20 protein-coding genes and 1 pseudogene are annotated in these 23,775 nt (G+C 68.5%); 4 read left to right on the forward strand and 17 right to left on the reverse strand.

Annotated features, from left to right (window positions below):
* From HZS56_RS25430 to HZS56_RS25465, 8 genes are all read right to left on the reverse strand, one after another.
* On the reverse strand, positions 1-1,447 hold a 1,447-nt coding region (locus HZS56_RS25430; protein ID WP_253914848.1), incomplete at its 3' end, for an acyl-CoA dehydrogenase family protein.
* An 81-nt stretch (positions 1,448-1,528) separates the two neighbouring features.
* Positions 1,529-2,170, reverse strand: coding sequence for a GAF domain-containing protein (locus tag HZS56_RS25435; protein WP_108990573.1), 642 nt, complete (start codon positions 2,168-2,170; stop codon positions 1,529-1,531).
* The gene (locus HZS56_RS25440) at positions 2,170-2,760 is read right to left on the reverse strand and encodes a GTP-binding protein (RefSeq protein WP_167468338.1); all 591 of its coding nucleotides are present in this window, start codon (positions 2,758-2,760) and stop codon (positions 2,170-2,172) included. The genes HZS56_RS25435 and HZS56_RS25440 overlap by 1 nt, the downstream gene beginning before the upstream one ends.
* A gap of 52 nt (positions 2,761-2,812) precedes the next feature.
* Positions 2,813-3,220, reverse strand: a complete 408-nt coding sequence (locus HZS56_RS25445) for a DUF742 domain-containing protein (RefSeq protein ID WP_108990572.1) — start codon at positions 3,218-3,220, stop codon at positions 2,813-2,815.
* Entirely contained in the window at positions 3,217-3,732 is a 516-nt protein-coding gene (locus tag HZS56_RS25450) for a roadblock/LC7 domain-containing protein (RefSeq protein ID WP_108990571.1), read from the reverse strand. Before HZS56_RS25450 ends, HZS56_RS25445 begins: the two co-directional genes overlap by 4 nt.
* Before the next feature lie 61 nt (positions 3,733-3,793).
* A complete protein-coding gene (locus HZS56_RS25455; RefSeq protein ID WP_108990570.1) occupies positions 3,794-5,311 on the reverse strand; it encodes a sensor histidine kinase in 1,518 nt (505 codons plus the stop codon).
* A 26-nt stretch (positions 5,312-5,337) separates the two neighbouring features.
* On the reverse strand, positions 5,338-7,239 hold the full coding sequence (locus tag HZS56_RS25460) for a glycoside hydrolase family 15 protein (protein ID WP_216723126.1): 1,902 nt from the start codon (positions 7,237-7,239) through the stop codon (positions 5,338-5,340).
* Between the two features lie 234 nt (positions 7,240-7,473).
* Complete coding sequence (locus HZS56_RS25465) at positions 7,474-7,848, reverse strand: DUF6415 family natural product biosynthesis protein (RefSeq protein WP_244942243.1); 375 nt, start codon at positions 7,846-7,848, stop codon at positions 7,474-7,476.
* Positions 7,849-8,148: 300 nt separating this feature from the next.
* On the opposite strand from HZS56_RS25465, the gene HZS56_RS25470 reads away from it, so the two are divergent.
* Positions 8,149-9,537, forward strand: a complete 1,389-nt coding sequence (locus HZS56_RS25470; RefSeq protein WP_174855478.1) for an NsdA family TPR-like regulatory protein — start codon at positions 8,149-8,151, stop codon at positions 9,535-9,537.
* 72 nt (positions 9,538-9,609) lie between these two features.
* Entirely contained in the window at positions 9,610-10,092 is a 483-nt protein-coding gene (locus HZS56_RS25475; RefSeq protein ID WP_108990568.1) for an SAM-dependent methyltransferase, read from the forward strand.
* Positions 10,093-10,271: 179 nt separating this feature from the next.
* Here HZS56_RS25475 and HZS56_RS25480 read toward each other — a convergent pair whose 3' ends face one another.
* The gene (locus HZS56_RS25480; protein ID WP_108990567.1) at positions 10,272-11,474 is read right to left on the reverse strand and encodes a helix-turn-helix domain-containing protein; all 1,203 of its coding nucleotides are present in this window, start codon (positions 11,472-11,474) and stop codon (positions 10,272-10,274) included.
* An 81-nt stretch (positions 11,475-11,555) separates the two neighbouring features.
* On the opposite strand from HZS56_RS25480, the gene HZS56_RS25485 reads away from it, so the two are divergent.
* A complete protein-coding gene (locus HZS56_RS25485) occupies positions 11,556-12,224 on the forward strand; it encodes an HAD family hydrolase (RefSeq protein ID WP_108990566.1) in 669 nt (222 codons plus the stop codon).
* Between the two features lie 1,069 nt (positions 12,225-13,293).
* Here the strand turns inward: HZS56_RS25485 and HZS56_RS39125 are convergent.
* The 3 genes and pseudogenes from HZS56_RS39125 to HZS56_RS25500 all read right to left on the reverse strand — a co-directional run bounded on the left by HZS56_RS39125 (position 13,294) and on the right by HZS56_RS25500 (position 16,858).
* A pseudogene (locus HZS56_RS39125) lies at positions 13,294-13,943 on the reverse strand (transposase).
* A 308-nt stretch (positions 13,944-14,251) separates the two neighbouring features.
* A complete protein-coding gene (locus HZS56_RS25495) occupies positions 14,252-16,501 on the reverse strand; it encodes a heavy metal translocating P-type ATPase (protein ID WP_108990564.1) in 2,250 nt (749 codons plus the stop codon).
* A 66-nt stretch (positions 16,502-16,567) separates the two neighbouring features.
* The gene (locus HZS56_RS25500) at positions 16,568-16,858 is read right to left on the reverse strand and encodes a heavy-metal-associated domain-containing protein (RefSeq protein WP_108990563.1); all 291 of its coding nucleotides are present in this window, start codon (positions 16,856-16,858) and stop codon (positions 16,568-16,570) included.
* A 170-nt stretch (positions 16,859-17,028) separates the two neighbouring features.
* Here HZS56_RS25500 and HZS56_RS25505 point away from each other — a divergent pair, with 170 nt between their 5' ends.
* Complete coding sequence (locus tag HZS56_RS25505; protein WP_108990627.1) at positions 17,029-17,997, forward strand: DUF8832 domain-containing protein; 969 nt, start codon at positions 17,029-17,031, stop codon at positions 17,995-17,997.
* A 92-nt stretch (positions 17,998-18,089) separates the two neighbouring features.
* Here HZS56_RS25505 and HZS56_RS25510 read toward each other — a convergent pair whose 3' ends face one another.
* The 5 genes from HZS56_RS25510 to HZS56_RS25530 all read right to left on the reverse strand — a co-directional run bounded on the left by HZS56_RS25510 (position 18,090) and on the right by HZS56_RS25530 (position 23,723).
* On the reverse strand, positions 18,090-18,374 hold the full coding sequence (locus HZS56_RS25510) for a metal-sensitive transcriptional regulator (RefSeq protein ID WP_042799349.1): 285 nt from the start codon (positions 18,372-18,374) through the stop codon (positions 18,090-18,092).
* Between the two features lie 124 nt (positions 18,375-18,498).
* Entirely contained in the window at positions 18,499-20,241 is a 1,743-nt protein-coding gene (locus tag HZS56_RS25515) for a fatty acyl-AMP ligase (protein ID WP_108990562.1), read from the reverse strand.
* Between the two features lie 4 nt (positions 20,242-20,245).
* Positions 20,246-20,767: a pyridoxamine 5'-phosphate oxidase family protein gene (locus tag HZS56_RS25520; protein WP_108990561.1), complete on the reverse strand. Its 522-nt coding sequence runs from the start codon at positions 20,765-20,767 to the stop codon at positions 20,246-20,248.
* Positions 20,764-22,011, reverse strand: coding sequence for a cytochrome P450 family protein (locus HZS56_RS25525; protein ID WP_308408155.1), 1,248 nt, complete (start codon positions 22,009-22,011; stop codon positions 20,764-20,766). The genes HZS56_RS25520 and HZS56_RS25525 overlap by 4 nt, the downstream gene beginning before the upstream one ends.
* A 116-nt stretch (positions 22,012-22,127) precedes the next feature.
* Positions 22,128-23,723, reverse strand: coding sequence for an MFS transporter (locus HZS56_RS25530; protein ID WP_167468337.1), 1,596 nt, complete (start codon positions 23,721-23,723; stop codon positions 22,128-22,130).
* Between the last annotated feature and the right edge of the window lie 52 nt (positions 23,724-23,775).

Raw genomic sequence — 23,775 nt, forward strand, 5'->3', positions numbered from 1 at the left:
GGGTGTCTGTGGCGGCGGGGGGGCGGGGCGCGTTCCGGGGGGGGGGGGGGGGTTTTTTTGGGGGCGGGGGGGGGGGGGCCGGGGGCGGGGGGCCGGGGGCCCCGGGGGGGGGGGGGGGCGGGGGGCACGGGCCCGTACGCGGCGGTGGGGAGTTACGGGCTGCCGCGCACGGGGGCTCATGCGGCGGTCGGGGCGGGCGTGCCCAGGCGGCCTCGGCGGCGAGGTGTTCCGACCACTGGATGTGGTCCTCGTCGAAGGCGGCATCCGCCAGGCGTATGCGCTGGACTTCACCGGTCCCGGCGGGTGGGTAGGTGTGCTGGATGTCGCGCCACAGGCGCTGGAGGACGTAGTCACCGTCGAGGGCGTGGGCGCCGTGCAGTTCCATGGCGTCCTGGGCGGACTGCATGGCCCACTGGTGGCCGAGGTATTTCGAGTTGATCAGTTCGGCGTCGCAGGGCAGGCCCCGGTCGAGGAGGTGCACGGACTGGTAGGCGAGTATCCGGCCGGCGCGCAGGCGGGCCTCCATGCCGCCGACGCGGTCCCGCAGGACGGGCAGGTCGGACAGGGCGCCCTGGTAGCGGGGGCGGGTCTTGAGCCGGCTGGTGGTGGTGTCCACGACTGCTTCGTGGATGCCGAGGCTGAGGGCGGCCAGGTTGGGGCGGCCGTAGATGATGCTGCTGCTCTGGGCCACTGCCAGACCTTGGCCGATCTCTCCGACCACGTTGTCGTCGGGGACGCGGACGTGGTCGAGGTCGAGGCGGCCGGCGGAGAAGCCGTGCAGACCGAGCCCGGCACGATGGGCGGGGAGCGAGAGTCCTGGGCGGTCGGCTTCGACCATGAACGCGGTCAGCGCCTGGGAGGTGCTCACTCCGGCTGCGGCGGTACGGGCGACGACGAGGTGGGCCCCGGCGAGGTGACTGTTACCGATGTGGATCTTGCTCCCGGTGATCACCCACTCGTTGCCGGTGCGTTCGGCGGTGGCTTCGATCCCGCCGATGTGTCCGCCGGCTTGTGGTTCGGTCACGGCGATCGACAGCAGCAGTGACCCGTTCGCGACCTGGGGAAGCCAGCGGCCCTTCTGCTCGTAGGTGGCGAAGTGCAGCAGGGCGCCGACGGGGATGAGGGTGGCCTGCAGGATGGCGGCGGCAGCGGCCGAGACCCGTGCGATGCGGTGGACCAGGATGGTCTTGGCCACGTGTCCGGCACCCAGCCCGCCGAAGGCGGCCGGGATGGTGACGGCGAACCAGCCCCGGGCGGCCATTAGACCGGCGACCTTGCGCTCCACCCTGTCCGGAGCGGCCTCCATCCGCACGGCCTGCGGCGCGGCGTGCTCGACCGCGAAGGCATCGGCCTCGTGCCAGAGCAGCTCGTGCCATGCGACGTCCTCGTCAGTCTCGCCGAGGTAGGGACGCAGCGCCGGTGGAGGCGTGGTGGGTGTGGCGGACATGGTCTCCCTCTCCCTGGATGAAGGTCGCAACGTGGAGCTGCCGGGGATTCGCCTACGGCTCCCGGGTGGGGGTGAAATGGCCTAGCGGAGGGGAGCCCGGGACATGTGGTCCATCACCTGCGCGCCGGTGTTGATGGTGATGTCCCTGATCCGTCGGGCCTCGCTCAGAGGTCGCTTCTCGGGGTCGATGACGCACACCGTGCCCAGCACAACACCGCTCTCGTGGATGAGCGGGGCGCCGAAGTAGGAGCGGATCCCGACGGCGTCGACGACCGCGTTGCCGCTGAAGCGCGGGCTGGCGTGCACGTCGTGCAGCGGCAGGGCCTTCCTGCGGGCCATGACCTCCGGGCACCAGCCGTGGTCGCGGCTCATGGTGCGGCCGACGATGACGTACCCGCTGTCCGCGGGCGGCTGGTGCAGTCCGACGAACTTCTGCTTCTCCAAGCCCAGGTTGACAAATCCGTACAGGAATCCCGCCCGCTCAGCCATGTGGCTTGCCATGTCGTCGAAGTCCTCGTTGGCCACGGTGGGCACGCCCAGGCGGTGCAACAGCTCGTAGCGCTGCGCCAGCTCCAGTGACTGCTGGGGCGACTGACTGGTGAGGGCGGCGGCGGGCTGGGCGACTGAGCCACCGATGGCGTCCCGCATGTCGCGGCGCGGCAAGGACCGCGCGGGCGGGGTGGCCTGCGGCGTGCGGTAGGGGTCGCTGGGGTGCTGTGACATCAGGCGTCCTGGAAGGTGGTAGAAGGGGCGTGACCAGCGCGATTGATGGTCGCGACGCTATTCACGGCGTGGTCGACGAGGGCCAGCAGAACGCCGGCGACGTGATTCGTGTCGCGGGCGTCGCAGGTGACCACCGGCACGGCAGCGGGGAGTTCGAGAGCGGCGCGGACCTGCTCGGGGTGGTAGCGGTGCGCCCCGTCGAACTGGTTGACCGCGACGACGAAGGGCAGGCCGATGTCCTCGAAGAAGCTGACGGGCGTGAAGCTGCTCTCCAAACGGCGGGTGTCGACCAGGACGACCGCGCCAACGGCGCCGCGGGAGAGGTCGTACCAGAGGTCGACGAACCGGTCCTCACCCGGCGTGCCGAACAGGAACAGCTCCAGAGGCATCGGCGCGTCGGGCAGGCTCAGTCGGCCGAAGTCGAAGGCGACCGTGGTGGTCACCTTCGCCTCGATGCCCGCCAGGCTGTCGACGTCCGCGCTCGCCTCGGTCAGGTACTCCTCCGTGCTCAGCGGCGTGATCTCGCTGACGGCGCCCACGGCGGTGGTCTTGCCCGCGCCGAATCCGCCGGCGATCACGATTTTCAGCACGGTCGGTGCACCGGCCCGCGGGGGCGGCGAACTATGCAGCACCGCGGCCGGATCATCCGGCCTGGCAGTAGGCAACGGCATCAGGCCACTTCCTCTTCAAGCCAGCTGTTACGGCTGCCAGCAGTTGGACAGACGGGCCGGAGCCCGCGCCGGTATCGGCATAGGGATGGGTCAGGGGGACGACGAGGGCGTCGGCGTCCAGGAGGTCGGAAACGAGGATCTTGACGGCGGTCACGGGCCGGCCGAGGCGGCCCGCCAGCTCGACCACCGACCGCCGGCGCTCCCGGCACAGGGCGAGAATCTCCTCGCACTCCTCGGCTTGCGCCGGGCCTGGCCTTCCCTGCCCAGCCTCCAGGACGGTTTCCAGAGCGAGCAGGTGCCGCGGCTTGGTACGCCCGCGCGTCACGGTGTAGGTCCGCACGAACGCCGACTCCTCGGCCGCGCGGCCGTACGTGCTCACCGGACCTCTCCGCCCGTGCCGCCACGGACGGGGATCACCATGTACGGGGCGAACTTCTGGACCAGGCGCCCCATCTCGAAGCCGACGGTGCCCACGTCGGCGTCCCGGGTGGCGATGACGGCGAGGATCGTGTCCACCTCACCGCGTTCGTTACCGGGGTGGTTGTCGAAGGCCGCGCTGCGCCCGGCGCTCTGGACGAAGAACAGGCAGTCGGATCGCTCGATGATGACCTGGCCCGCCGGCCTCTTCTTCCCACGCGGACCGGTGATGTTCGCCGCGAGGGAGGCCACCCCGCTGAAGGCGGCCGACAGCTCGTCCGCCCAGTCCTTGTCGACGTCACTGTCCAGCAGCCGCAGTCCGTCGCGCGAGATCAGCACGGCGTGCGTGACACCCAGCGTCTCGGAGGCGAACTGACGCAGCAGCCAGACCATGCTGTCCCGCTGTCCGCTTGTGGTCGTCGCGGATGCGGGCATGTCGCCGGTCATGTTGTGCATCGCGTGGTGGGTGCTCATAGGGGTCGCTCCAGAAGGGGGAAGGGCCAGTGGATGTGCCGGGCCACCGGGAACGGACGGGTCAGGGGGTTGGATGTTCTGCCGAGGCGGGAGGGGAATCGGCGGTGCCGCCGGCCTGGAGGCCGTTGCGGAAGGCGGCTGCGAGTCCGGGCGTCGCCGCGGCCATGGGGGCTTGCTCCCGCTCGTGCGGTGGACGGAAAGGTTCCGTTCGGCGTGTGCGCGTCGGCAGAGCGGGCGCGTCAGCCGACTGACCTGCCTCTGCGGTCGGCGCCCCAGCGGCGCCCGGGCGTGCGGCTTGACCCGCCCCCGAGGCGGCTCGAGCCGCGGCCACCTGCTGCGGCTGCCGCCCGGACGTTCGGGCTTCCTGGGGCGGCGGCGCGCCCGCATCCTCGACCGATGGAATGGCTACCAGGAGCCGTGCCGGTATGACGACCAGGGCGGTGGTGCCTCCCGTCGCGTTCTCCTGCAGGAGGACGGACAGGCCGTGTGACTGGGCGATCTTCGAGGCGACCAGCAGGCCGAGCTGCCCGGCCCGGACCTGGCCGCTGACGTCGACCTCGTCCGGGGCTTTGAGCAGGTGGTTCATCTGTGCCCGCGTCTGCGGGTGCATCGGGATGGCGCGGTCCTCGACCTCGATGGCCAGCCCGTGTGGCACCCGCTGCGCGCGCACCATCACCCGCGTCTCTGGATCCGAACACTCGCAGGCGTTCTCGATCAGCTCGGCCAGCAGGTGCGTCAGGTCCGGCCCCACATGGCCGGGCAGCCCCAGCTCGGCACCCACGGATCCGGCCGCGACGGCCACCCGCGGATACTGCACGACCTCGGAGACAGCGCCACGCAGGGCCGTCGTGACGGGAACGGGCCGGCGCACGCTGCGCAGGGACTGTCCTCCCAGGACCGCCGTGCTCTCGACCTGGCGGCGCATCCGCGTCACGAGGTGATCGATCTCGAAGATCTTGGCCAGCAGCTCCGGGTCGTCGGTCAGCATCTCCAGCTGGCTCAGTGCCTGGAGTGCCTTGCTGACCAGGGCGTGCTCGCGCATGGCCAGGCGGCGAAGCACCTCCAGGAGGACCACGGACTGGGACTCGTCGTGCACGCGGATCAGCGACATGATGGCCTGCGCCTGGAGGGCACTCAGCGTGTTGTCGATCCCGGCGTTTGCAGTGGGCGACTGCGCGGTGTGCGGGTCCGGCAACGCTGGACGTTTTCCGCGGCACAGCTCGTCCGCCGACCACAGCACCGACTTCTCAACGGCTGCCGCTGCCCCTGTGACCGCTGTCAGCGCTGCTGCCTGGGACTCCTCCACTGCCGACTGCACGGTACTGGCGACGGTGCGTGTTCCGTGTGCCGCCACCGCGACGACCGCCGCCAGTCCGCAGACCAGGCCGGCCAGGACCCAGCCGGGGCCTACGACAGACCCCGACCGGAGAGCGAAGGCGGCGAGCAGCAGCGCGGCAAGGAGTGCCAGGGGCAGTGCCACGGCGCGACGGGCGAGGTACAGCGTCGTCGCGTCGACCGGGGGCCGCCGTCTGCGGTGGCCGGTAGCGGCCGGCCGTGCCGGGAAGGCGCTGTCAGGCATGGGAATCCTCGTCAGGGGTGGGGTGGCTATGCGTGCTGCGGCGTCAGGTCTGCGGTGGACTGGCGCGTGCTGCGGGAGGTTGACCGGGGTGCGGGAACCGCGAGCGCGGCGTGGCGGGGGCAGGACTGCGTCGCCATCTGCTGAAGGAGCAGGGCGCTCTGGATCAGGCCCATGTGGCTGAACGCCTGCGGGAAGTTGCCGAGCTGGCGCTGCTGGACGGGGTCGTACTCCTCCGCCAGGAGCCCGAGGTCGGTGCGCAGAGCCAGGAGGCGTTCGAACAAGGCGCGCGCCTCGTCGGGGCGGCCGGTCAGGGCGAGGCCGTCGACGAGCCAGAAGTTGCACAGGAAGAAGGCGCCCTCGTCGCCGGTCAAGCCGTCCACCCCGACGTCCTCACCGCAGGTCGGGTACCGGTACACGAGCCCGTCGTCCGTGGAGAGTTCACGACGGACCGCATCCACGGTGCCGATGACGCGCGGGTCATCGGGCGGCAGGAAGCCGGTGCGGGGGATGAGCAGCGTGGCGGCATCCAGTTCCTGCGAGCCGTAGGACTGGGTGAAGGTATTGCGCACCGGGTCGAAACCCTTGTCACAGACCTCCCGGTGGATCGCCGCCCGCAGCTCGACCAGCGGGGCCACGTCGATGTTGAGGGCGCCGGCTTCGACCAGGCGGATGGTGCGGTCGACCGCCACCCAGGCCATCACCTTGGAATGGACGAAGTGCCGGCGGGCACCGCGGATCTCCCAGATGCCCTCGTCGGGCTCCCGCCAGCGCTGGACCAGGTGCTCGATGAGCCGCTGGTGCAGGACCGCGGTGTCGGCGCAGTGGGCGACTCCGCTCCGGTGTGCGAGATACAGGGTGTCGATCACCTCGCCGTACACGTCCAGCTGCAGCTGATCCGCAGCCCCGTTCCCGACCCGCACCGGCGAGGAGCCTTCGTACCCGGGAAGCCAGGGAAGCTCCCGCTCCCGCAGGTCACGTTCCCCGGTGATCCCGTACATGATCTGCAGGTTCTCCGGGTCCCCGGCCGCGGCCCGCAGGAGCCATCGCCGCCATGCTTGTGCCTCGTGCCGGTATCCGGTCCCCAGCAGTGCGGCGAGCGTCGTGGCGGCGTCGCGCAGCCAGGTGAAGCGGTAGTCCCAGTTCCGGTCGCCGCCGATCTCCTCGGGAAGCGACGTGGTCGGCGCCGCCACGATCCCGCCGCTCGGCCCGTAGGTCATGGCCTTCAGCGTGATCGAGGACCGGACCACGGCCTCGCGATAGGGCCCGTCGTAGGTGCACTCCTGCGTCCAGTCCTGCCAGAAGGCGAGCGTCTCGGCGAGGGCGGTCTCAGGGGCAGCAACGTCAGGGGCGGCTGCATGGGACGGGCACCAGCTGAGCACGAACGCCACGCTCTGTCCGGCGGCGACGGTGAAGGCGCTGACGACGACGCCGTCCTTCTCCACCTGCGGGACGCAGGTGTCGAGCCACAGAGCGTCCGCGCCGGCCTCCGCGACCATGCGCCCACCGACCTCGTGGATCCACGGGCTGACGCTGCCGTACCCGGGCCGAGGACGCATGGCCGAGACCATCTCCACCTCGCCGCACAGGCCCTCCACGATCCGGATCACCTGCGGGGCCCCGTCGCGCGGCGGCATGAAATCCAGGACCCGGACCGAACCAGTCGGGGTACGCCACAGCGATTCGAGAACGAGCGAGTCACCGCGGTACCGGCGCTCAGCCACTGTTCCGGAGCCGGGCCGGCCTGCGGACGAGGCCGGGGAGATCTGCCAGGTGCCGTGCTTCTGTGTGCCGAGCAGGCCGGCAAACACGGCCGGTGAGTCGAAGCGAGGCAGGCACAGCCAGTCGATCATGCCGTCGTCGCAGACGTGGGCGCTGGTCTGCGTATCGCCAATCAGGCCGTACTGCTCAATACGTGGAAGGCGTTTCATCTTGTGTGGATCTCCGTTAAGCCCCGCTGGTCTGGGGGTGTTATAGGGGCCGCCGAAGCGGCCGGGGACAGGCCGGGAGTCAAGGAGTCAGCGGTCACCGCGGGGACGCAGGCTCGCTCGGAGGTGGCGTGGAGGCCCTGTCTGCGGGATCGAGGCCAGTCGCACGAGGGCCTCGGCACACCAGCCACGCCATCGGGACGAGGATCAGTCCGATGAGGAGCGCTCCGGTGAGGGTCATGTCCGGGGCACCGAAGCGGCCCACACCAGGCAGGTGAGGGCGACGGCGAAGACCGCACCGCGCAGCACGTTGATCTGCGGTGTCCATCGAGCCAACCTCCGTGCCGGTCGACTCGCTCCGACGTCGTCCAGCCGGATCTTCGCGATGAGTTCCTGCGTTGCCTCGGCGAGTCTGACGAGGTGCACCCGGCTGGGCAGATAGCCCTCCGGGAGCCCGACCGAGCAGAGTTGCTGCGCACGGAGCAAAACCGGCTCTTGCGAAGGCATCAGGAATCCGAGCTGGTTGACGTGCCCTCGCAGCCGCAGGACGAGGTTCTCCACATCGGCGGCGGTCTCGGGCACTGGCGAGTCCTCGCCCAGCACGAGCGTCACCGTCTCCGTCGCGGACACCGCTTGGTCACGCCCGGCACCCGGATCACTGAGGCTCCGGTCCTGACCACTGCGTTGGCACAACGCCCGGCGAGGGACCAGCGAGAGACGCATGACACAACTCCTATGTAGATCAAGCCAAGTTGGGTGAGAAACGCCGTGCACCGCAGTCGGTCGGCGTGCAAGGTGAGTGATCCGGCCGCTACGTTGAGCGAACCGCGAATCCCCGCTGAGGGGTATGCCTGCGCGGCCCGCAAGGCCGTCAAAGGCGTCAAAGATCATTTCGGACCCGAGGGGCACCCCATGGCCCGTGAGCGAAACATCGCCCTCGCCGCACTCTTGCGCGAAGCGGGCTGGTCCCAGCCCCAAGCAGCCGCCGCCATCGCTCGTGTCGCCGCGGAGAGCGGTGCACGCGAGTTGGAGGCCGTCTCCCGCTCGCACATCGCCATGTGGGTCCAGGGCACCAAGCCCAGCGGACGAGCGCCCCATATCCTGCGTGAGACGCTGTCCCGCAGGCTCAGCCGCCGCCTCACCCTCGCTGACCTCGGGCTGGAAGACGGACCGACAGGCTCGCCCGACAGCAGTTCCGACTGGAGCGTCGACCCTCTGACCGTGCTCGCCGAGCTGGGAAGCGACGACCTGGACATGCACCGACGCAAGCTGCTGGCAACCGCCGCGTACTCGGCCGCCGGCCTCACACTGCCCGAGAGCACGTGGTGGACAACCGCCCCAGCCGCGGCAGCATCGCGCCCAGCGGTCTCCCCACGACTGGTAACGCAGGCCGACATCAGCGACGTCCGCAACCTGACAGCCTTCTACTCGGCGCGGGACCAGCAGCGTGGTGGAGCCTCGGGGCGCTCGGCCCTGGCAGGCCACCTCCGCGACGAAGCGGTGCCACTGCTGGGCAGCAGATTCCGAACGGAACGGCACCGCCGGGACACATACTCGGCCGTGGCAGAGATGACCTACATCGCAGGCTGGATGGCGTTCGACGCCTCGGAGCACCGCACCGCCCAGCGCTACCTCACCCTCGCCGCACGCATCGCGGCCGAAGCCGCAGACGGACCGCTGGGCGGCCACATCCTGCGCGCCCTCGCCCACCAGGCAGTCGACCTCGGGCACCCACGCAGGGCCCTCGACCTGGCCGACGCCTCCATGGCCCACACCCACTACGGCCAAGCCAGCTCGCGCGAGAAGGCCCTGCTCTCCATCGTCCACGCCCGCGCCCTGGCCGCCGACGGCGACCGCCCCGGCACCCTCGCGGCCATCAGCCGGGCGGAGCGGGATCTCGCCCGAGCCGACAACGAGGATGCCCCCGAGCGTGTGGGCTTCTTCCAGGAAGCCTCCCTCGCCCACGAGACCGCCTGCGCTCTGCGCGACCTGGGCAACCCCTTCGACGCGGAACTCCACTTCCAGCGCAGCGTCGCCACCCGCCGCCGACAGCAATACGCCCGCACCCACAGCGTGACCCTCGGCTACCTGGGCGCCGTCCAGGTCCAGCAAGGACGTCTCGACGAGGCATGCGGCACCTGGGCACAAGCCCTCGACGCCATGGCCGGCGTCCAGTCCGGCCGCGCCCGCGACATCATCCTCCGTATGCAGAGCGACCTGTCGCCCGTGAGGCAACGTGGGGGCCGTCACGTGGCCGCACTGGACCGCCGGGCGCGGGAGATGCTGCGCGCCATAGGCTGACCACAGGGCAGGTCCGCGGCTGCGGCTGGTGGCTGCTGTACACGCGACTCCAGGGGAGAGGAACGAGCGCCGATGGCAACGTACGAGGTTGAATCGATCGCAACGGTCGTCGGAGGCCACACCCGCGTCCAAGACGATTACCAGGGCGGGGCGGAATCGATCATTCGACTGAATGACGCCTTCCCACTCGAAACGCTGCAGGGCATCGAGGCGTTCTCCCACTTGACGGTGACGTGGCGCTTCCACCTTGCACAACCCGAGGATGTGCAACTCCACGCCCGCAGCCCCCGAGGCAACCCGCAGTGGCCGGCGACCGGAACGTTCGTTCACCGGAATCACCGACGGCCCAACCAGTTGGCCGTCAGCTACCCGAAGCTGCTCAGCGTGAAAGGCCGCGACCTCCTGGTGACCGATCTCGACGCGGTCGACGGGACGCCGGTCGTGGACCTGGCCCCGTACTTTCAGGAGATGGGCCCCCGAGGAGCCGTCCGGCAACCGGCCTGGCCGGGCGAGATGCTCGCAAGCTACTGGTGTGACGCGTCGAAGCGCCCGTAGACAGGCTTGCCGCGATACCTCGCGCATCCGCACGGTAGCCGTTGTCAACAGCGTGCTCGCGGGTTCGCTAGGCATGTCCCTGGCCTCCCCAGTCGCGGTGATCCGTCTCACACCGACGACCGTAGGGAACAGGGTGCGATCACACCCGAGCTGTCAGCTCGGGTGACCCAGCGGCTCGCTCACACCAGTCCGATCCGTTCGGCCATTTTCTCTGCCTGCCGGGCTTGCATGGCCCGCGCCCTACGGATGACCGTGAGCACTAGTTGGCGGGCGAGGGGGTTGCGCGCGAGATCCTCGGGCGCGAGTGTCTCCAGCTCCCGCAGGGTCAGCAGCGTGGCTGCGTCGTCGCGGCGTTGAGAGTGGCAGGCAGCGACCTCCAGGCCGAACGTGAACTCCCGCTCTACAGACGGAAGTCCGTCGCTGTCGATGGCGTCCGCTGTGTGTAGGGCTTCACCGGTCTCGCCCGCCTCCATGTCGATGGACAAGGAGTGCAACGCCACATTGGTCGGGCCGAAGACGGTCCAGGCCACGTTGCTCTCATCGGGCACCCGGCGGGCTGCAGGTGCAGCGTATTGCCTTAGCCGCTCGCGTGCTTCCCACCACCGGCGGCGGCGTGCGGCGCCGACCACGGCGACGAGCTGTAGGGCGCCGCCCATCGCCACTCGCTCGGCCTCGGGCATCGTTGTCGCGGCGACCTGCTCGGCCGCGCAGAGCGCAAGCTCCTCCGCCTCTGCTGGCTGGCCGGCAGCGAGCAGGACGTGGCCTAGATTCCATTGGGCGGCGGCGATGCGCAAAGGATCGTCGGCGTCCTCAGCAGCGCGCTGGGCTCGGTCGGCCGCGATGGTGGCCAAGTCCACGCGGCCGGTGCGTCGTAAGTACGACCGGAGCAGACAGTAGAGGTCGGCCGCTGCCCGCAGCACGGCTCGCCGTTCGGCCGGGTCGTTACCGGCGCGGGCGGCCCGGACGGCATGCTCGACATCGCCAACCAGGTCGGGCAGCGTCTCGGCAGCCTCCGTGAAACGGGTGCCGCTCGTCTGCCAGGACTGCCAGGCGACCTCCACACGGTCCCGTAGTACAGCCGCCGGAACCGGGGCGGTACTGCGGGGCGGACCATACCCGAGGAAAGCACGACCGACCGCGGCCTCCGCCGTATCTGTCGACTCAGCTTCCACGGGCGCTTGCTCGGACAGCAGCGCTGCGGCTGGCACCCCCAACTCCTGGGCAAGGGCGTACAACATGGGCACCGACGGAACCTTCAGTCCGCGCTCGATCTGCGACAGATAGTCCGGACTGATACCGACCAGCCCAGCGACGGCGTCCTGCCTACGCCCGCCGCGGTAATGCCTGATGCGGTCCCCGATGGGGAGGTCTGCTGCCACCATGTGTCCGCTCCTCGATGCTTCTTCCGAGCGTAGGGTGCGGGATGCACGGGGACCCTGCTGTTCTGGAGAAGGGAGCTGCCGGTGCCGGAACTGGTGCTGTGGGACATCGATCACACGCTCATGGCCACAGGCGGGCTGGGCCGCGAGCTGTGGGCCGACGCATTCGAGCAGGTGACAGGATGTGCGATGCGCGAGCAGGCGTCGGTCACGGGCTCGACGGAGCGTGTGATCCTGCGGGAGACCGCCCGGCTCCACGGTCTCGACTACGACGAGGAGCTGTTCACCCGGTTCGCTGACGCGCTTGGCACGGTGCACGTTCGGCGCGCAGCCGACCTGCGCGAGCGTGGCCACGCACTGCCAGGTGCCGCCACGCTTCTTGCCGCACTCGATGAGCGGGGCTTGCGGCAGTCAGTTGTGACCGGCAACGTTCGGCTTGCGGCCGAGGTGAAGTTGGCTACGTTCGGTCTGGATTCGTACCTTCGGCTTGAGGAGGGCGCCTTCGGGGAGGACGGAGAGGAGCGCCCTGAACTGCTGCGCATCGCTCTTCAACGGGCGGACGTCACTGGGCCAAAGGCCGTGTTCTTCGGGGATACCCGAGCGGATGTGGCGGGCGGGCGTGCAGCTGGCGTTCGGACGATCGCGGTCGCCACCGGCAAGGCCTCGGTGGCCGAACTGAAGGATGCGGGTGCCGAGTCCGTGCTCGACGGTCTGGCCGATGTTGCGCTGGTGCTCGGCGCGTTCCGGGGATGAAGAAAGCAGCCCCGTCCCAGGCTGAGCAGCAGGAAGGCCCAGGCCGATGCCGGGATCTCGAGAAGCGGCTGCGGAGGGCCCAGATGATCAATCTCGGCAGGGCCGCGGCTGCCTCGCCGGTTCCGCCCGACTCACGCCTCCCACCGCAAGAGCCGCGCCCGCGTCGGGCGTACCTCCGCGTATGAAGATCTGGATGATCCTCCGCCCGATGGCCGCCTCAAGGACAAGGGCGTTCACCACCCCATGCTCGGCCTCGCTAGCCTCCATCGCCTCATCTTCAGAGGGTGCGTGGCAGCGCCGCTGGCCAATCGGCATGCCCTACATCATTTACAGCACAGCCCTTAGCTTGATCTTGAACCTGTGCGGCGGGGCTTTGGGCTGGTTGACTTCATTCTTTTGTCGTTCTGCTGGCTGTGTCTTCTTGGGTGTGTGCAGTCGTGGCGCGGTGCGGGATGGGTGTTCTTTCGGCCCGGTGGTCGGTCCGGGGCCGGGGCGGGTGGGTTTTGGTGCTCTGGGCGGGCAGGCGGTCTGTGGGCGGATGTGCCGGAAGTCGCGGCCGGACGCGGGCGGGAGCGAGCCGGTCTGGAGAGCTGGGGTTTTCCCAGGGGCGGCGCCGGTCCGGCTCGGCTGCGAGTGTGCGGGCGAGGCGGTGTTGGGTGTAGGCGGCGAGGATGAGCCAGGTCCGGCGGTCGGCGGCTTCGGGGAGTGCGGATATTTGGGGAGGTCCAGCCGAGGGTCTGTTTGAACAGGCGGAAGGTGTGCTCGATGTCGAAGCGTCGCAGGTAAGCCTGCCAGAGACGATCGGCGTCTGCCGGGGGGCGTCGGTGCCTGACCACCACGGCCAGACCGGCTTCGGTGTTGCTCCGTTGGGCAGGTGGTCGATGTCGAGGCGGAGCACCGTGCCTTCGACGACCGGGAGGGTGCCGTCGGTGGTGGCCCAGGAGGAGCGGTGGGTGAGCCTGGGGTGCAGCCGGTCCCAGGAGCGGGCCTTGGCGGTGCCGTAAAGGCGTGTGTCGGTGACGGTTTCGGTGTCCGGGACGCCCCAGGTGTCGGGCTGGCCGAAGACGAATTAGCCGCCGTGCCGGGGTGGGCGGCCCATCGTGTGTGGCTGGCGGGGTGGGAGAGCCCGGAGCAGCACCCGGTCCGAGTGCATCCGGGCGAGCATTTCGACCGGCAGGTCTTTGAGGAGGAACGCAAGGCGGAATGCGTCGTATCCGGCGTCCGCGATGACGGGGACGTCGCGGTCGCCCTCTTGCCATTGCCCGGCGGTGATCAGTCGGTTGAGCAGGTCCCGCAGCTGTCGGGCGGTGACGGTGGCCGTGTCGTCCCCGAGGGCCAGGCGAAGCACGTCCAAAGGGGCGGCCCAGGAACTGCGACCGGCTCGAGCGCGCAGATGATCGAGTACGGCCAGCCGGGGACAGGGATGTGCTGGTCTTTTCCCCGGCCGTAGGTGTGACACGGGATCCGCTGCGGTGAGGTGTGCACGTCGGGGCGTAGCCAGCAGGTGATGTCGATGGCCAGGACCAGTCGGCCGTCGGCGGCCCGCGGCAATGGCACCGCGGCCAGGGCCCGCCGCAGCCGGCCGGTATCGACCCGGCCACCGGCGCCGGCGGCGTATAGCCCGCCATGACCGCGGCGGTGCTCGCCGGCCAGCGACAGCTCGGCCAGCGATCTCACTGGCCCGTCGCCGCACAGAACAGCGTCAGCCAGCTCGAACAACGTATCCGAACGAGCGGTGAGGCAGGAGTAGAACTCGCCCCGGAATCATGAAAGTTCAGCCAATGCCTTTTGTCGGGCATCGCGATGCGACGGACTCATCCTCACGGCCTTCGTGCTGAAGATGTGTGTTCCTTGGTCGGAGCACATGTTCAGACGAAGGCCGCCTTGGCGTACGGCGGTTATACAAACCGAGTGATCAACTTCGAGGCACGACACCGGCCGTTGCAGATCAAGTTGGGCGCAGATTCCGCCACCGTCTCACGGTGGCGGAAGACATCGGCGATGCGCACGATCTGCGTCCGACCCCCTTAGGACTGGGCGGAAAAACGGCGCAGGCGGAGCGAGTTGCCGACCACCGATACCGACGAGAAGGCCATCGCGGCTCCGGCGATCATGGGATTGAGCAGGCCCGCCGCAGCCAAAGGTAGGGCCGTCACGTTGTACAGGAAGGCCCAGAAGAGGTTCGAGTGGATGGTCCCGAGGGTCTTGCGGGAGAGCCGGATGGCATCCGCCGCCGTGCGCAGGTCACCGCGTACGAGCGTGAGATCGCTGGCCTCGATGGCCGCGTCCGTTCCGGTTCCCATGGCCAGGCCCAGGTCGGCTTGCGCGAGCGCGGCCGCGTCGTTGATGCCGTCGCCGACCATGGCGACACTGCGGCCCTCGCTTTGCAGCCGCTTGACCACGTCCGCCTTGTCCTCGGGCATCACCTCGGCGATCACCTCGGTGATCCCGACCTCCGCCGCGACGGTGTCGGCCACTGTCCTATTGTCCCCGGTGAGCAGGATCGGGGTGAGACCGAGCACGCGCAGGCGGCGGACGGCTTCGGGACTGGTCTCCTTGATGGCGTCGGCCACTTCCAGCACGGCTCGCGCCGCCCCGTCCCACGCCACCAGGATCGCAGTCCGACCGGCGGCCTCCGCCGCTTCCTTGGCTCGCTCCAGCTCGACCGGCAGACGGATCTCCCACTCGTCCAGAAGCCGCCCGCGGCCCACGAGCACCGCATGTCCCTCGACGATGCCTTGGACCCCGAGTCCCGCCACGTTGGTGAAGTCCTCGGGAACGGGGAGCGTGCCGACCTTCCGCGCCGCGCCTTCCGCCACGGCGCGGGCGATCGGATGCTCTGAGGCGTTCTCCAGTGCGCCCGCGAGACGCAGAGCGTCGGCCTCGTTCTCGTCCACTCCGGTCCGTACGGCGACCAGCGTCATCTGTCCGGTTGTGACCGTGCCAGTCTTGTCGAGGACGACCGTGTCGACCTTACGGGCCGTCTCCAGGACCTCTGGGCCCTTGATGAGAATTCCCACCTGGGCGCCGCGGCCAGTGCCGACCATCAGAGCCGTAGGGGTGGCCAGACCCAGGGCGCAGGGGCAGGCGATGATGAGTACGGCGACCCCGGCGGTGAACGCCGCCGACAGGCCTGCGTCGTTGCCGAGCCAGAAGCCGAACGTGCCGGTCGCGAGGGTGATCACGACTGGAACGAAGACGGCCGAGATGCGGTCGGCCAAGCGCTGAGCGGCCGCTTTGCCGTTCTGCGCCTCCTCGACGAGCTGTGCCATTCTGGCCAGTTGGGTGTCCGCGCCGACCCGGGTGGCCTCGACGACGAGCCGGCCGCTGGTGTTCAACGTGGCGCCAGCGACGCTGTCGCCGACGACGACTTCCACCGGGACAGACTCTCCGGTCAGCATGGAGGCGTCGACGGCGGACGATCCCTCGACCACCGTGCCGTCCGTGGCGATCTTCTCGCCCGGACGCACGAGGAAGCGGTCACCAGTGCGCAAATCCCCAATCGGCACTGTGGATTCGACGCCGTTGCGTACGACCGTGACTTCCTTGGCTCCGAGTTCCAGAAGGGCCTTGAGCGCGGCGCCGGCCATCCGCTTGGAGCGAGCTTCGAAATAGCGGCCCGCCAGGATGAAGGCGGTGACACCGGCCGCTGCTTCCAGGTAGATGTTCCCGGCACCGTCACTCCGGCCGATGGTCAGCTCGAAGGGGTGTGTCATTCCTGGGGTGCCCGCGGTGCCGAAGAACAATGCCCACAGGGACCACAGGAATGCCGCGGACGTTCCGACCGAGATGAGTGTGTCCATCGTCGCGGCGCCATGCCTGGCGTTGGTCCACGCGGCCTTGTGGAAGGGCCAGGCCGCGTAGGTGACCACGGGTGCGGTCAGGGTCAGGGAGAGCCATTGCCAGTACTCGAACTGGAATGCCGGCACCATGGCCATCGCGATCACCGGTACGGCGAGGACCACAGTGGTCACAAGGCGCTGGCGCAACGACCGGTGTGGGTCGGGTTCTTCAACGGTTCCGGACTCTGAGGTGCTGTCCGCGGCGACGGGCGTCGGCTCCTGGGCGGTGTAACCGGTTGCCTCCACCGTGGCAATCAGATCGCTGACAGCGATGCTGCCGCTGTAGGTCACCTTGGCCTTCTCCGTCGCGTAGTTGACGGTCGCCTCGACACCGTCCATGCGGTTGAGCTTCTTCTCGATCCGGGCTGCGCACGAGGCGCAGGTCATGCCGCCGATGGCGAGTTCGACCTCGCCGACGTCGGTGAGGTTGGTCATCACTGCTCCTCAGGGAGGGAGCTGGGCCCGTCCGGGGGATTGACGGGCCCAGCGGCATGGTGAGGGCTAGACAGCGCGGCCGGTGAGCTCGTAGCCCGCCTCGTCGACCGCCTTCGCGAACGCGGTGTCGTCAGGTTCCTCCGCGGTGGTGACGGAGACCCGGCCGGTCTTGACGTCGACATCGACGCTCAGCACGCCGCCGATCCCACTGACGGCCTCGGTGACTGACGACTTGCAGTGGTCACACGTCATGCCTGTCACCGTGTAGACCGTCGCGATCCCGTCTTCCGTCGCGGTCGTCGTGCCCTTCGCCGCACCGGTGGAGCAGCTGCCGTCAGGCGTGCAGCAGTCGGACATGGTTCCTCCAGGGAAGGATGATCTGGGATACCCCGTGGGGGTATGGGTGCCTTGCATGTATACCCCCAGTTGGTATCTGTGGCAAGGGTTGTGCATCTCTTGCACATACCCGGAGGGGGTATATGCTCGATTTCCGTGTCGCACAACAAACGGCGCCTGAGGAGGCCCTGATGAACACCCCTTTGCGGATCACCGCGTTCGCCGCCGTGCTCGCCACAGCCTTCGGAACCGCATACGGTGTGGGAGGAGCAGCCGACCCGATCAGGACCACCGCCGAGTCAGCCGCCCACGCGGGGCACGACCGGGCCGGGGGCGCGGGAGAGCGAGAAGCCGACAAGAGGGCAGAGGAGAACGGCAGCGCTCCCCCCGGTGGCCTGCAGATCTCGGAGGGGGGCTACAGCCTTGACCTCGAGACCCGCAGTGTCCCTGTGGCCAAGGAGTCTGAAATCCGCTTCGCCGTGCGCGACAGTGCTGGCCGCAAGGTCACCGACTATCGGCGCGAGCACGGCAAGGAACTGCACCTGATCCTTGCATCTCGAGATCTGGCGACCTACCGGCACCTCCACCCGATCCGCACCTCCGAGGGCACCTGGAGCGTCGACGCCGAACTTCCCGCAGCCGGCGACTATCGGCTCTTCGCCGACTTCACACCCGCCGCGAAGGGTGCTGCGGACCTCACCCTCGGTGCGGACCTCGCTGTCTCCGGCATGTACCGCCCCGCGCCGACGCCCTCCGTCTCGAATGTCGCGGAGGTCGATGGCTACAAGGTCGCGCTGGAAGGTGGGCTGCGCCCGGGCGTGAGCGGCCGGCTTGACCTGACGGTCGCCAAGGACGGGCGCCCTGTCACCGACCTTCAGCCATACCTCGAGGCGTACGGACACTTGGTGGCACTGCGCTCAGGGGATCTCGCTTACCTGCATGTCCATCCCAACGGAGCCCCGGGTGACGGCAAGACCAAGCCCGGACCCACAGTTTCGTTCACCGCAACGGCACCCAGTGCTGGTTCGTACCGGCTCTTCCTCGACTTCAAGCACGAGGGGAAGGTGCACACCGCGAGCTTCACGGTCGACGCCGGAGAGGCGTCCAACGCTCCTGCCGGGAGCGACACCGCCGAGGAGTCCGAGGAGCATCAGCACTGAAGGTGGCGCCAACCGGGTTGAGTCTTTCTGGCGCTGACGTGTCGGACAGACCGCGTGCTACCCCGTCCCGCCGGCAGGCGGGGTAGCACAACTCACGAACGCACCAGGCGGGCGATGGCGTTGGACGCTTCCCGGAGCTTCTTCTCCCTTTCCTCGCCGCCCTCAGCCACGGCGTCGCTCACACAGGTGGCCATGTGCTCGTCGAGCAATTGCAGGGCGAACGACTGTAGGGCGCGGGTCGTGGCCGACACCTGTGTGAGGACGTCGATGCAGTAGGTGTCCTGCTCAACCAGCCGCTGCAGGCCTCGTACCTGGCCCTCGATGCGACGGAGTCGCATCAGTACGTCTTCTTTGTGCTGTTTCTTCTCGCCAGGCATGGCTCCAATTCCTTCCTCCCCGGGTCGGTGCCAAGCGCAGCGTCGACCTCCCTATGAAAGATACCCGCACACGGTATGTGGCCGGGTCGCCGAGCGGGCGGAATCCGAGTCGCCTCGTGTCCCGCTAGCCGGCAGCCTCCCATCGGGCAAGCTCGTCAAATTCCCTTGCTAGGTAGGACCGTCGAGTCAGCCAGCGTTGGACCTTGCCGCTCGACGTCTTGTGGATCGCACGCGGAGGAATCAGGAGGACCGCGTGCGGGGGGATGCTGAAGTGGAGGGAGACCGTGCGACGGATACCCTCGATGATCTCCTCGTACGGCCTGTCGTCGCGGGGATCAGTTTCGTAGACGAGAACGAGTCGTTCGGTGTCCGTGCCCGTACCGTCCTCGACGGAGAACGCAGCGCCGCAGTTCCGGCGGATTCCCGCGACCGACTCTTCGCAGACCTGCTCGATGTCCATGGGGTGGTAGTTGCGGCCGTTGATGACGATCAGATCCTTGATACGGCCCGCGACGAACAGCTCGTCGTCCATGAGGAATCCGAGGTCGCCCGTGCGGAGGTAGGGGCCGCTCCCGCTCGCGGTCTTCTCACCGAAGGTCGCGGCGGACTCCTCGGGCCGCTGCCAATAGCCCTCGGCGACGCTGGGGGAGTCGACCCAGATCTCCCCGACTCTTCCACTCATCAAGGGTTCCCGGGTGTCAGGGTCGACGATCAGCAGCCGGGTGTCGGGGCCCGGTCTGCCGCAGCTCACAAGGGTCTTCGACGGTTCGGCGGGAGAGGCCGGGCGGGCTACTCCCTCGGTGCCGAGGGGCTCGCTCGCGATCCGCTTCGAGCTCCAACCGTCGAGTGGGGTGCCGCCGGTCACGAACAGTGTGGCTTCGGCGAGTCCGTAGCACGGATAGAACGACTTGGCCCGCAATCCCGTCGGAGCGAAACGCTCGGCGAAGCGTGCCATGGTCTCGGCCCGCACGGGCTCGGCACCGGTGAAGGTGAGTTCGATGCCGGACAGATCGAGGCCCTCGATCTCCTCCTCCGTCGCACGCCGCAGACATAGCTCGTACGCGAAGTTCGGGCCGCCGGTGATCGTCGATCCGTATCGCGAAACCATACGCAGCCAGGACAAAGGTCGGCGGAGAAACGTCATCGGTGACATGAGTGTCGCCGGGATGCCGGAGAACAACGGCGTGAGGATGCCGCCAATCAGTCCCATGTCGTGGTACGGCGGCAGCCACAGGCCCCCCGAACTGCCACGGTGAATGCCGAATCCGCGGACGATGTCATGGCAGTTGCTCATCAGATGTTCATGGCTCAGCACGACGCCGCGCGGGAGTGAGGTCGAACCTGAGGTGTACTGCAGCAGGGCAGGAGTCCTGTGGTCGCAGCGAGGCACGAGTCCGCCGTCCTCGCTCGGAAGCAGGTCAACGGCCAGCAGGTGAGGAGCGCGCCCGGACGAAGAATGAAGACTCTGTTGGATCAGCGGCTTGATGTCTGACGTGGTGAGTACGACGTCGGAGCCGGCGTCATCGACGATGGCCTGGAGCCGCGGCAGCGTGCGCGACAGGCGACCCGGGTCGGGTGGGAAGGCCGGGACTGCCGGGACGCCTGCATAAAAGCAGCCGAACAGCCCCGACAGGTAGTCGAGGCCGGGCACGAAGAGCAGCAGGACCGGAACGCGCCGGGTATCGGCCCTCTCGATGAGTCCAGCGGCCACCGCCCGCGCCCGTGCGTCAAGTTCGGCGTAGGTGATGATCTCAGCCGACTCGTCGTCTGCGACAAAACGGAAGGCGACGGCGTCGGGGGATTTGCTCGCCCGTTCCTGTAAGGCCTCCGCGAAGGTGGTGGCGCCCTGTGCGTGTGAAGTGGTCAAACCTCTACCTTTCCAGGTGCGCCGCCGGCACTTCGATGCGGCGGTCGATGCGGTCCTCGGCCCATGTGCGGGTGTCGATCAGCCACCAGCGGTCGACCTCCACCAGGTAGAGGCGGTGCGGTGCGGGGTGCCGCAGCAGCGAGGGGGGCAGTTGCCACTCCGCCCGCTGGTGCGGGTTCGGGAACACTGTCGCGTAGAACTCCGTGTAATACGTGTCGAGTCGATTGGGGGGAACCTCGGTGCAGCGGCCGGTGAACTGGGCGCCGTCGACCGAGGTGAGGTCTGCGACCGATTCGTGACGGCCAGCAGTGAAAAGCGAGCCGCTCACCTGTGGCCGGGCCTGCACGTGGCGGCTGTGTCGGGACCCGGTCGCCGAGCCGAAGACGAACCGCAATGGGGCCGCGAACCAGGCGTACTCAAGGGTGGCGACCCAGGGATCGCCCTGCTCGGACGCGGTGGCCAGGTTCAGGTAGCGGGCCGTGTCCAAGAGCTGCCGGGAGCGTTTGAGTAGATCGTCGGCCGTCACCGTACAGAGTCCTCGATGTCGTGGCGCAGGAGGACGGGCAGAGCGGTGATGTCATTGCCGATGAAGGTCTGGCCAGGCTCGATGTCCTCCGGCGCGACGGCCAGGGCGAGTCGAGGAAAGGCGTCGAACAAGGCGGGGAGCGCCACGGTGGCCTCGAGTCGGGCGAGGTGGGATCCCGGGCAGAAGTGGGGACCGAGCCCGAATGCCAGGTGGTCCTTGTCCTCGCGGTCTATGTCGTAGGTCTCGGGGTTCTCGTGTACTCCCGGGTCCCGGCCGTGGGCGCCGTAGCAAATCAGGATTGCGTCGCCGGCGCGGATCACTACGCCCTCGCCGAGGTCGATGTCCTCCGTCGCCCAGCGCATCGGCAGGTGCATGACCGGGCAGTGCACGCGCAGCGACTCCTCGATCGCGTCGTCCCAGCGCGCGGGGTCGTTGCGGAGGCGGGCTAGTTGGTCCGGGCGGGTGAGGAGTTCGCGGATCGTGTGATCGATGAGGTTGATGGTTGTCTGGCTTCCTCCGCCGATCATCAGCAGCAGCGTCGATATCAACTCATGGCTGGTCAGAGGGGACTCGCCAGAAGAGCGCGTCGTTATGAGAAAGCTGGTGAGGTCGTCGCCTGGCGTTGTCTGCTTGGTGGCGATCAGCAGGCGCATCGCCGCTTCGAGGTCTTGGTAGACGGCGACGGACTTTTCTTCGGGCACATCGGTGGTGGCGACGACACGGAAGGCGCGCAGCACCTCGGGCCGTTGGTCGTCCGGTACGCCGAAGAGGTCGCAGATCACGCGCGTCGGAACCTCGTAGGAGAACTCTCGGTGCAGGTCGACGGGTTCGTCACCGGTGCGGGCCCTGAGCCTGTCGAGGAGCTCGGTGACGGTCGCCTCGACCTGAGCACGGAGCCTCTCCACACGGCGGGGAGTGAACGCAGGGGTGATCAGTTTCCGTAGACGTGCATGAGCACTGCCGTCCGTGGTGGCCATGAAGTCCACGTCGACCCAAGGGGCCAGCCAGGGCACGGATCCGGGGACATAGCTCGGTACCGTCTCCTTGAGATTCCGGGAGACGCCGGGGTGTGTCAACAGCCGCCTGACCACGTCACCCCGTGACACCGACCAGGCGCCGACACCTTCGGGAAGCTCTACCGGAACGGCCGGCCCCAACGCTCGCAGCCGTTCCACCTGTGCGTACATGCAGGTGCCGCCTTCGCTCTTGATCACCTCAGTGGTTGCCGTGCTGAAATCGATCACTGTGCGCCTCCTGATGAGAGCCATGTGCCGAGCCGGGTGCGAGGGGAACGTTGAAGGCGACGGCCGGTGCAACTCGGGAGTTGCCCAGCCGCCGCTTCCTGCTCTGCAAGGTGTAGCTACTTCGAGCCGAACTCTGTGACCTGGACCGGGTCCGGCTCATCGCTCTGCTCCGCTGGTGCTGCGGAGCCGGTGGGTGGAACGTGGCGTAGCGTGACGGCGGCGATGATCGCACCGACCGCCGCGATGGCCGCGGCGATACCCGACCCGACGTTGAGTCCGTGCGCGAAGGCGTCCTTAGCCACGCGCAGCAGCGGATCGGCGAGGTGATCGGGAAGGTTCTGCGCGGCGGCCACCGCGCCGGCGAGGCTCTCGTCCGCGGCGTCCTTCGCCTCCGCGGGCAGGCCATCGGGCAACTTGTTCTCGAGGCCGCTGCTGTACGCGGCCGTGCCGATGGTACCGACGATCGCGACGCCCAGCGAGATGCCCAGGTCGTTGACGGTCGAGGCCAGTCCACCCGCAGCACCGGCCTTCTCGGGCGGGACCGAGCCCACCACCAAGTCGGTGGTGAGCGCCATGGACGGGGACACCGCCGGGTAGAGGACGACGAATCCCGCGATGACGAGCGGCAACCCGGTCGTGCTCTCGATCTGCGTGAACAGCAGGTAGCCGACCACTTGCACGGCCAGGCCGGTGGCGATGACGTACCCCGGACGGATCCGGCGCGCGATCACGGGCGAGAGAGTGGCGACGACGATCAGCACGATGGCCGCAGGCAGAATGGCGAACCCGGTCTCGATCGGCGACAGGTCCTTCACTTGCTGGAGGAACTGCGTGAACATCAGGTAGACGCCGCCGAGGCCGGTCGCAGCCAGGATGAAGACACCGAGAGCCCCGCCGACGGTGCGGTTGACGAAGAGCCGCACGTCCAGCAGAGGGGCAGAGGAGCGTAGTTGCCGGAGGACGAACCAGACTCCGAAGGCGAGGCCAACCACCACCGCGGCGATCGATCGCGCCGTCTCGTCCTCGGTGGCGAACGACTTGATCCCGTAGATGAACGGCAGCAGCGTGAGGACCAGGAGCAGCGCGCTGAACAGGTCCAGCTTGGTGCTCTGGGACGCCTGATGGCCAGGCAGCAGCAGGAGCCCACCGATCACCACGACGGCCATGACCGGGACTGCGACCAGGAACGTCGCCCGCCACGAGAAGGCCTCCAGGAGCAGTCCGGCGAGCAGCGGACCAAGCGCGACACCGCCCGAGATCGCGGCCGCCCAGATGCCGATCGCGACACCGCGCTGCTTGGCGTCCTGGAACATCGAGAAGATGAGGCCGAGCGTCGCGGGCATCTGCATGGCGGCCGCGATGCCGAGGACGGCACGCCAGACGATCATCATCACCGGCGAGTCCGTCATGGCGGCCACTACGGAGAAGATGCCGAAGAGAGCCGCACCGGTCACCAGTAGGTTTCGGTGTCCGTAGCGGTCGGCCACGGTTCCCATCAGGACGAGCAGGCTCGCCATGAGGAATCCATAGATGTCCAGGATCCACAGAATCTCGGTGCCGGTGGGCTCCAGGTCTGCGGCGAGGTAGGGGCTGGCCAGGAAGAGGATGGTCAGCATCATGAACAGAAGCAGGGCCGGCAGGACTAACAGGCCCAGCGCTGTCCATTCCTTACGCCCGGCGCGTGTCTGCGGTGGGCTTGCTGCCGAGGACATCGGCACTCCTCTCATTGTCGACGCCCGATGACACACAGGTGTGTCCGGGTGC

This window comes from Streptomyces mayonensis, from assembly GCF_018982965.1.
GTDB classification, from domain to species: Bacteria; Actinomycetota; Actinomycetes; order Streptomycetales; family Streptomycetaceae; genus Streptomyces; species Streptomyces mayonensis.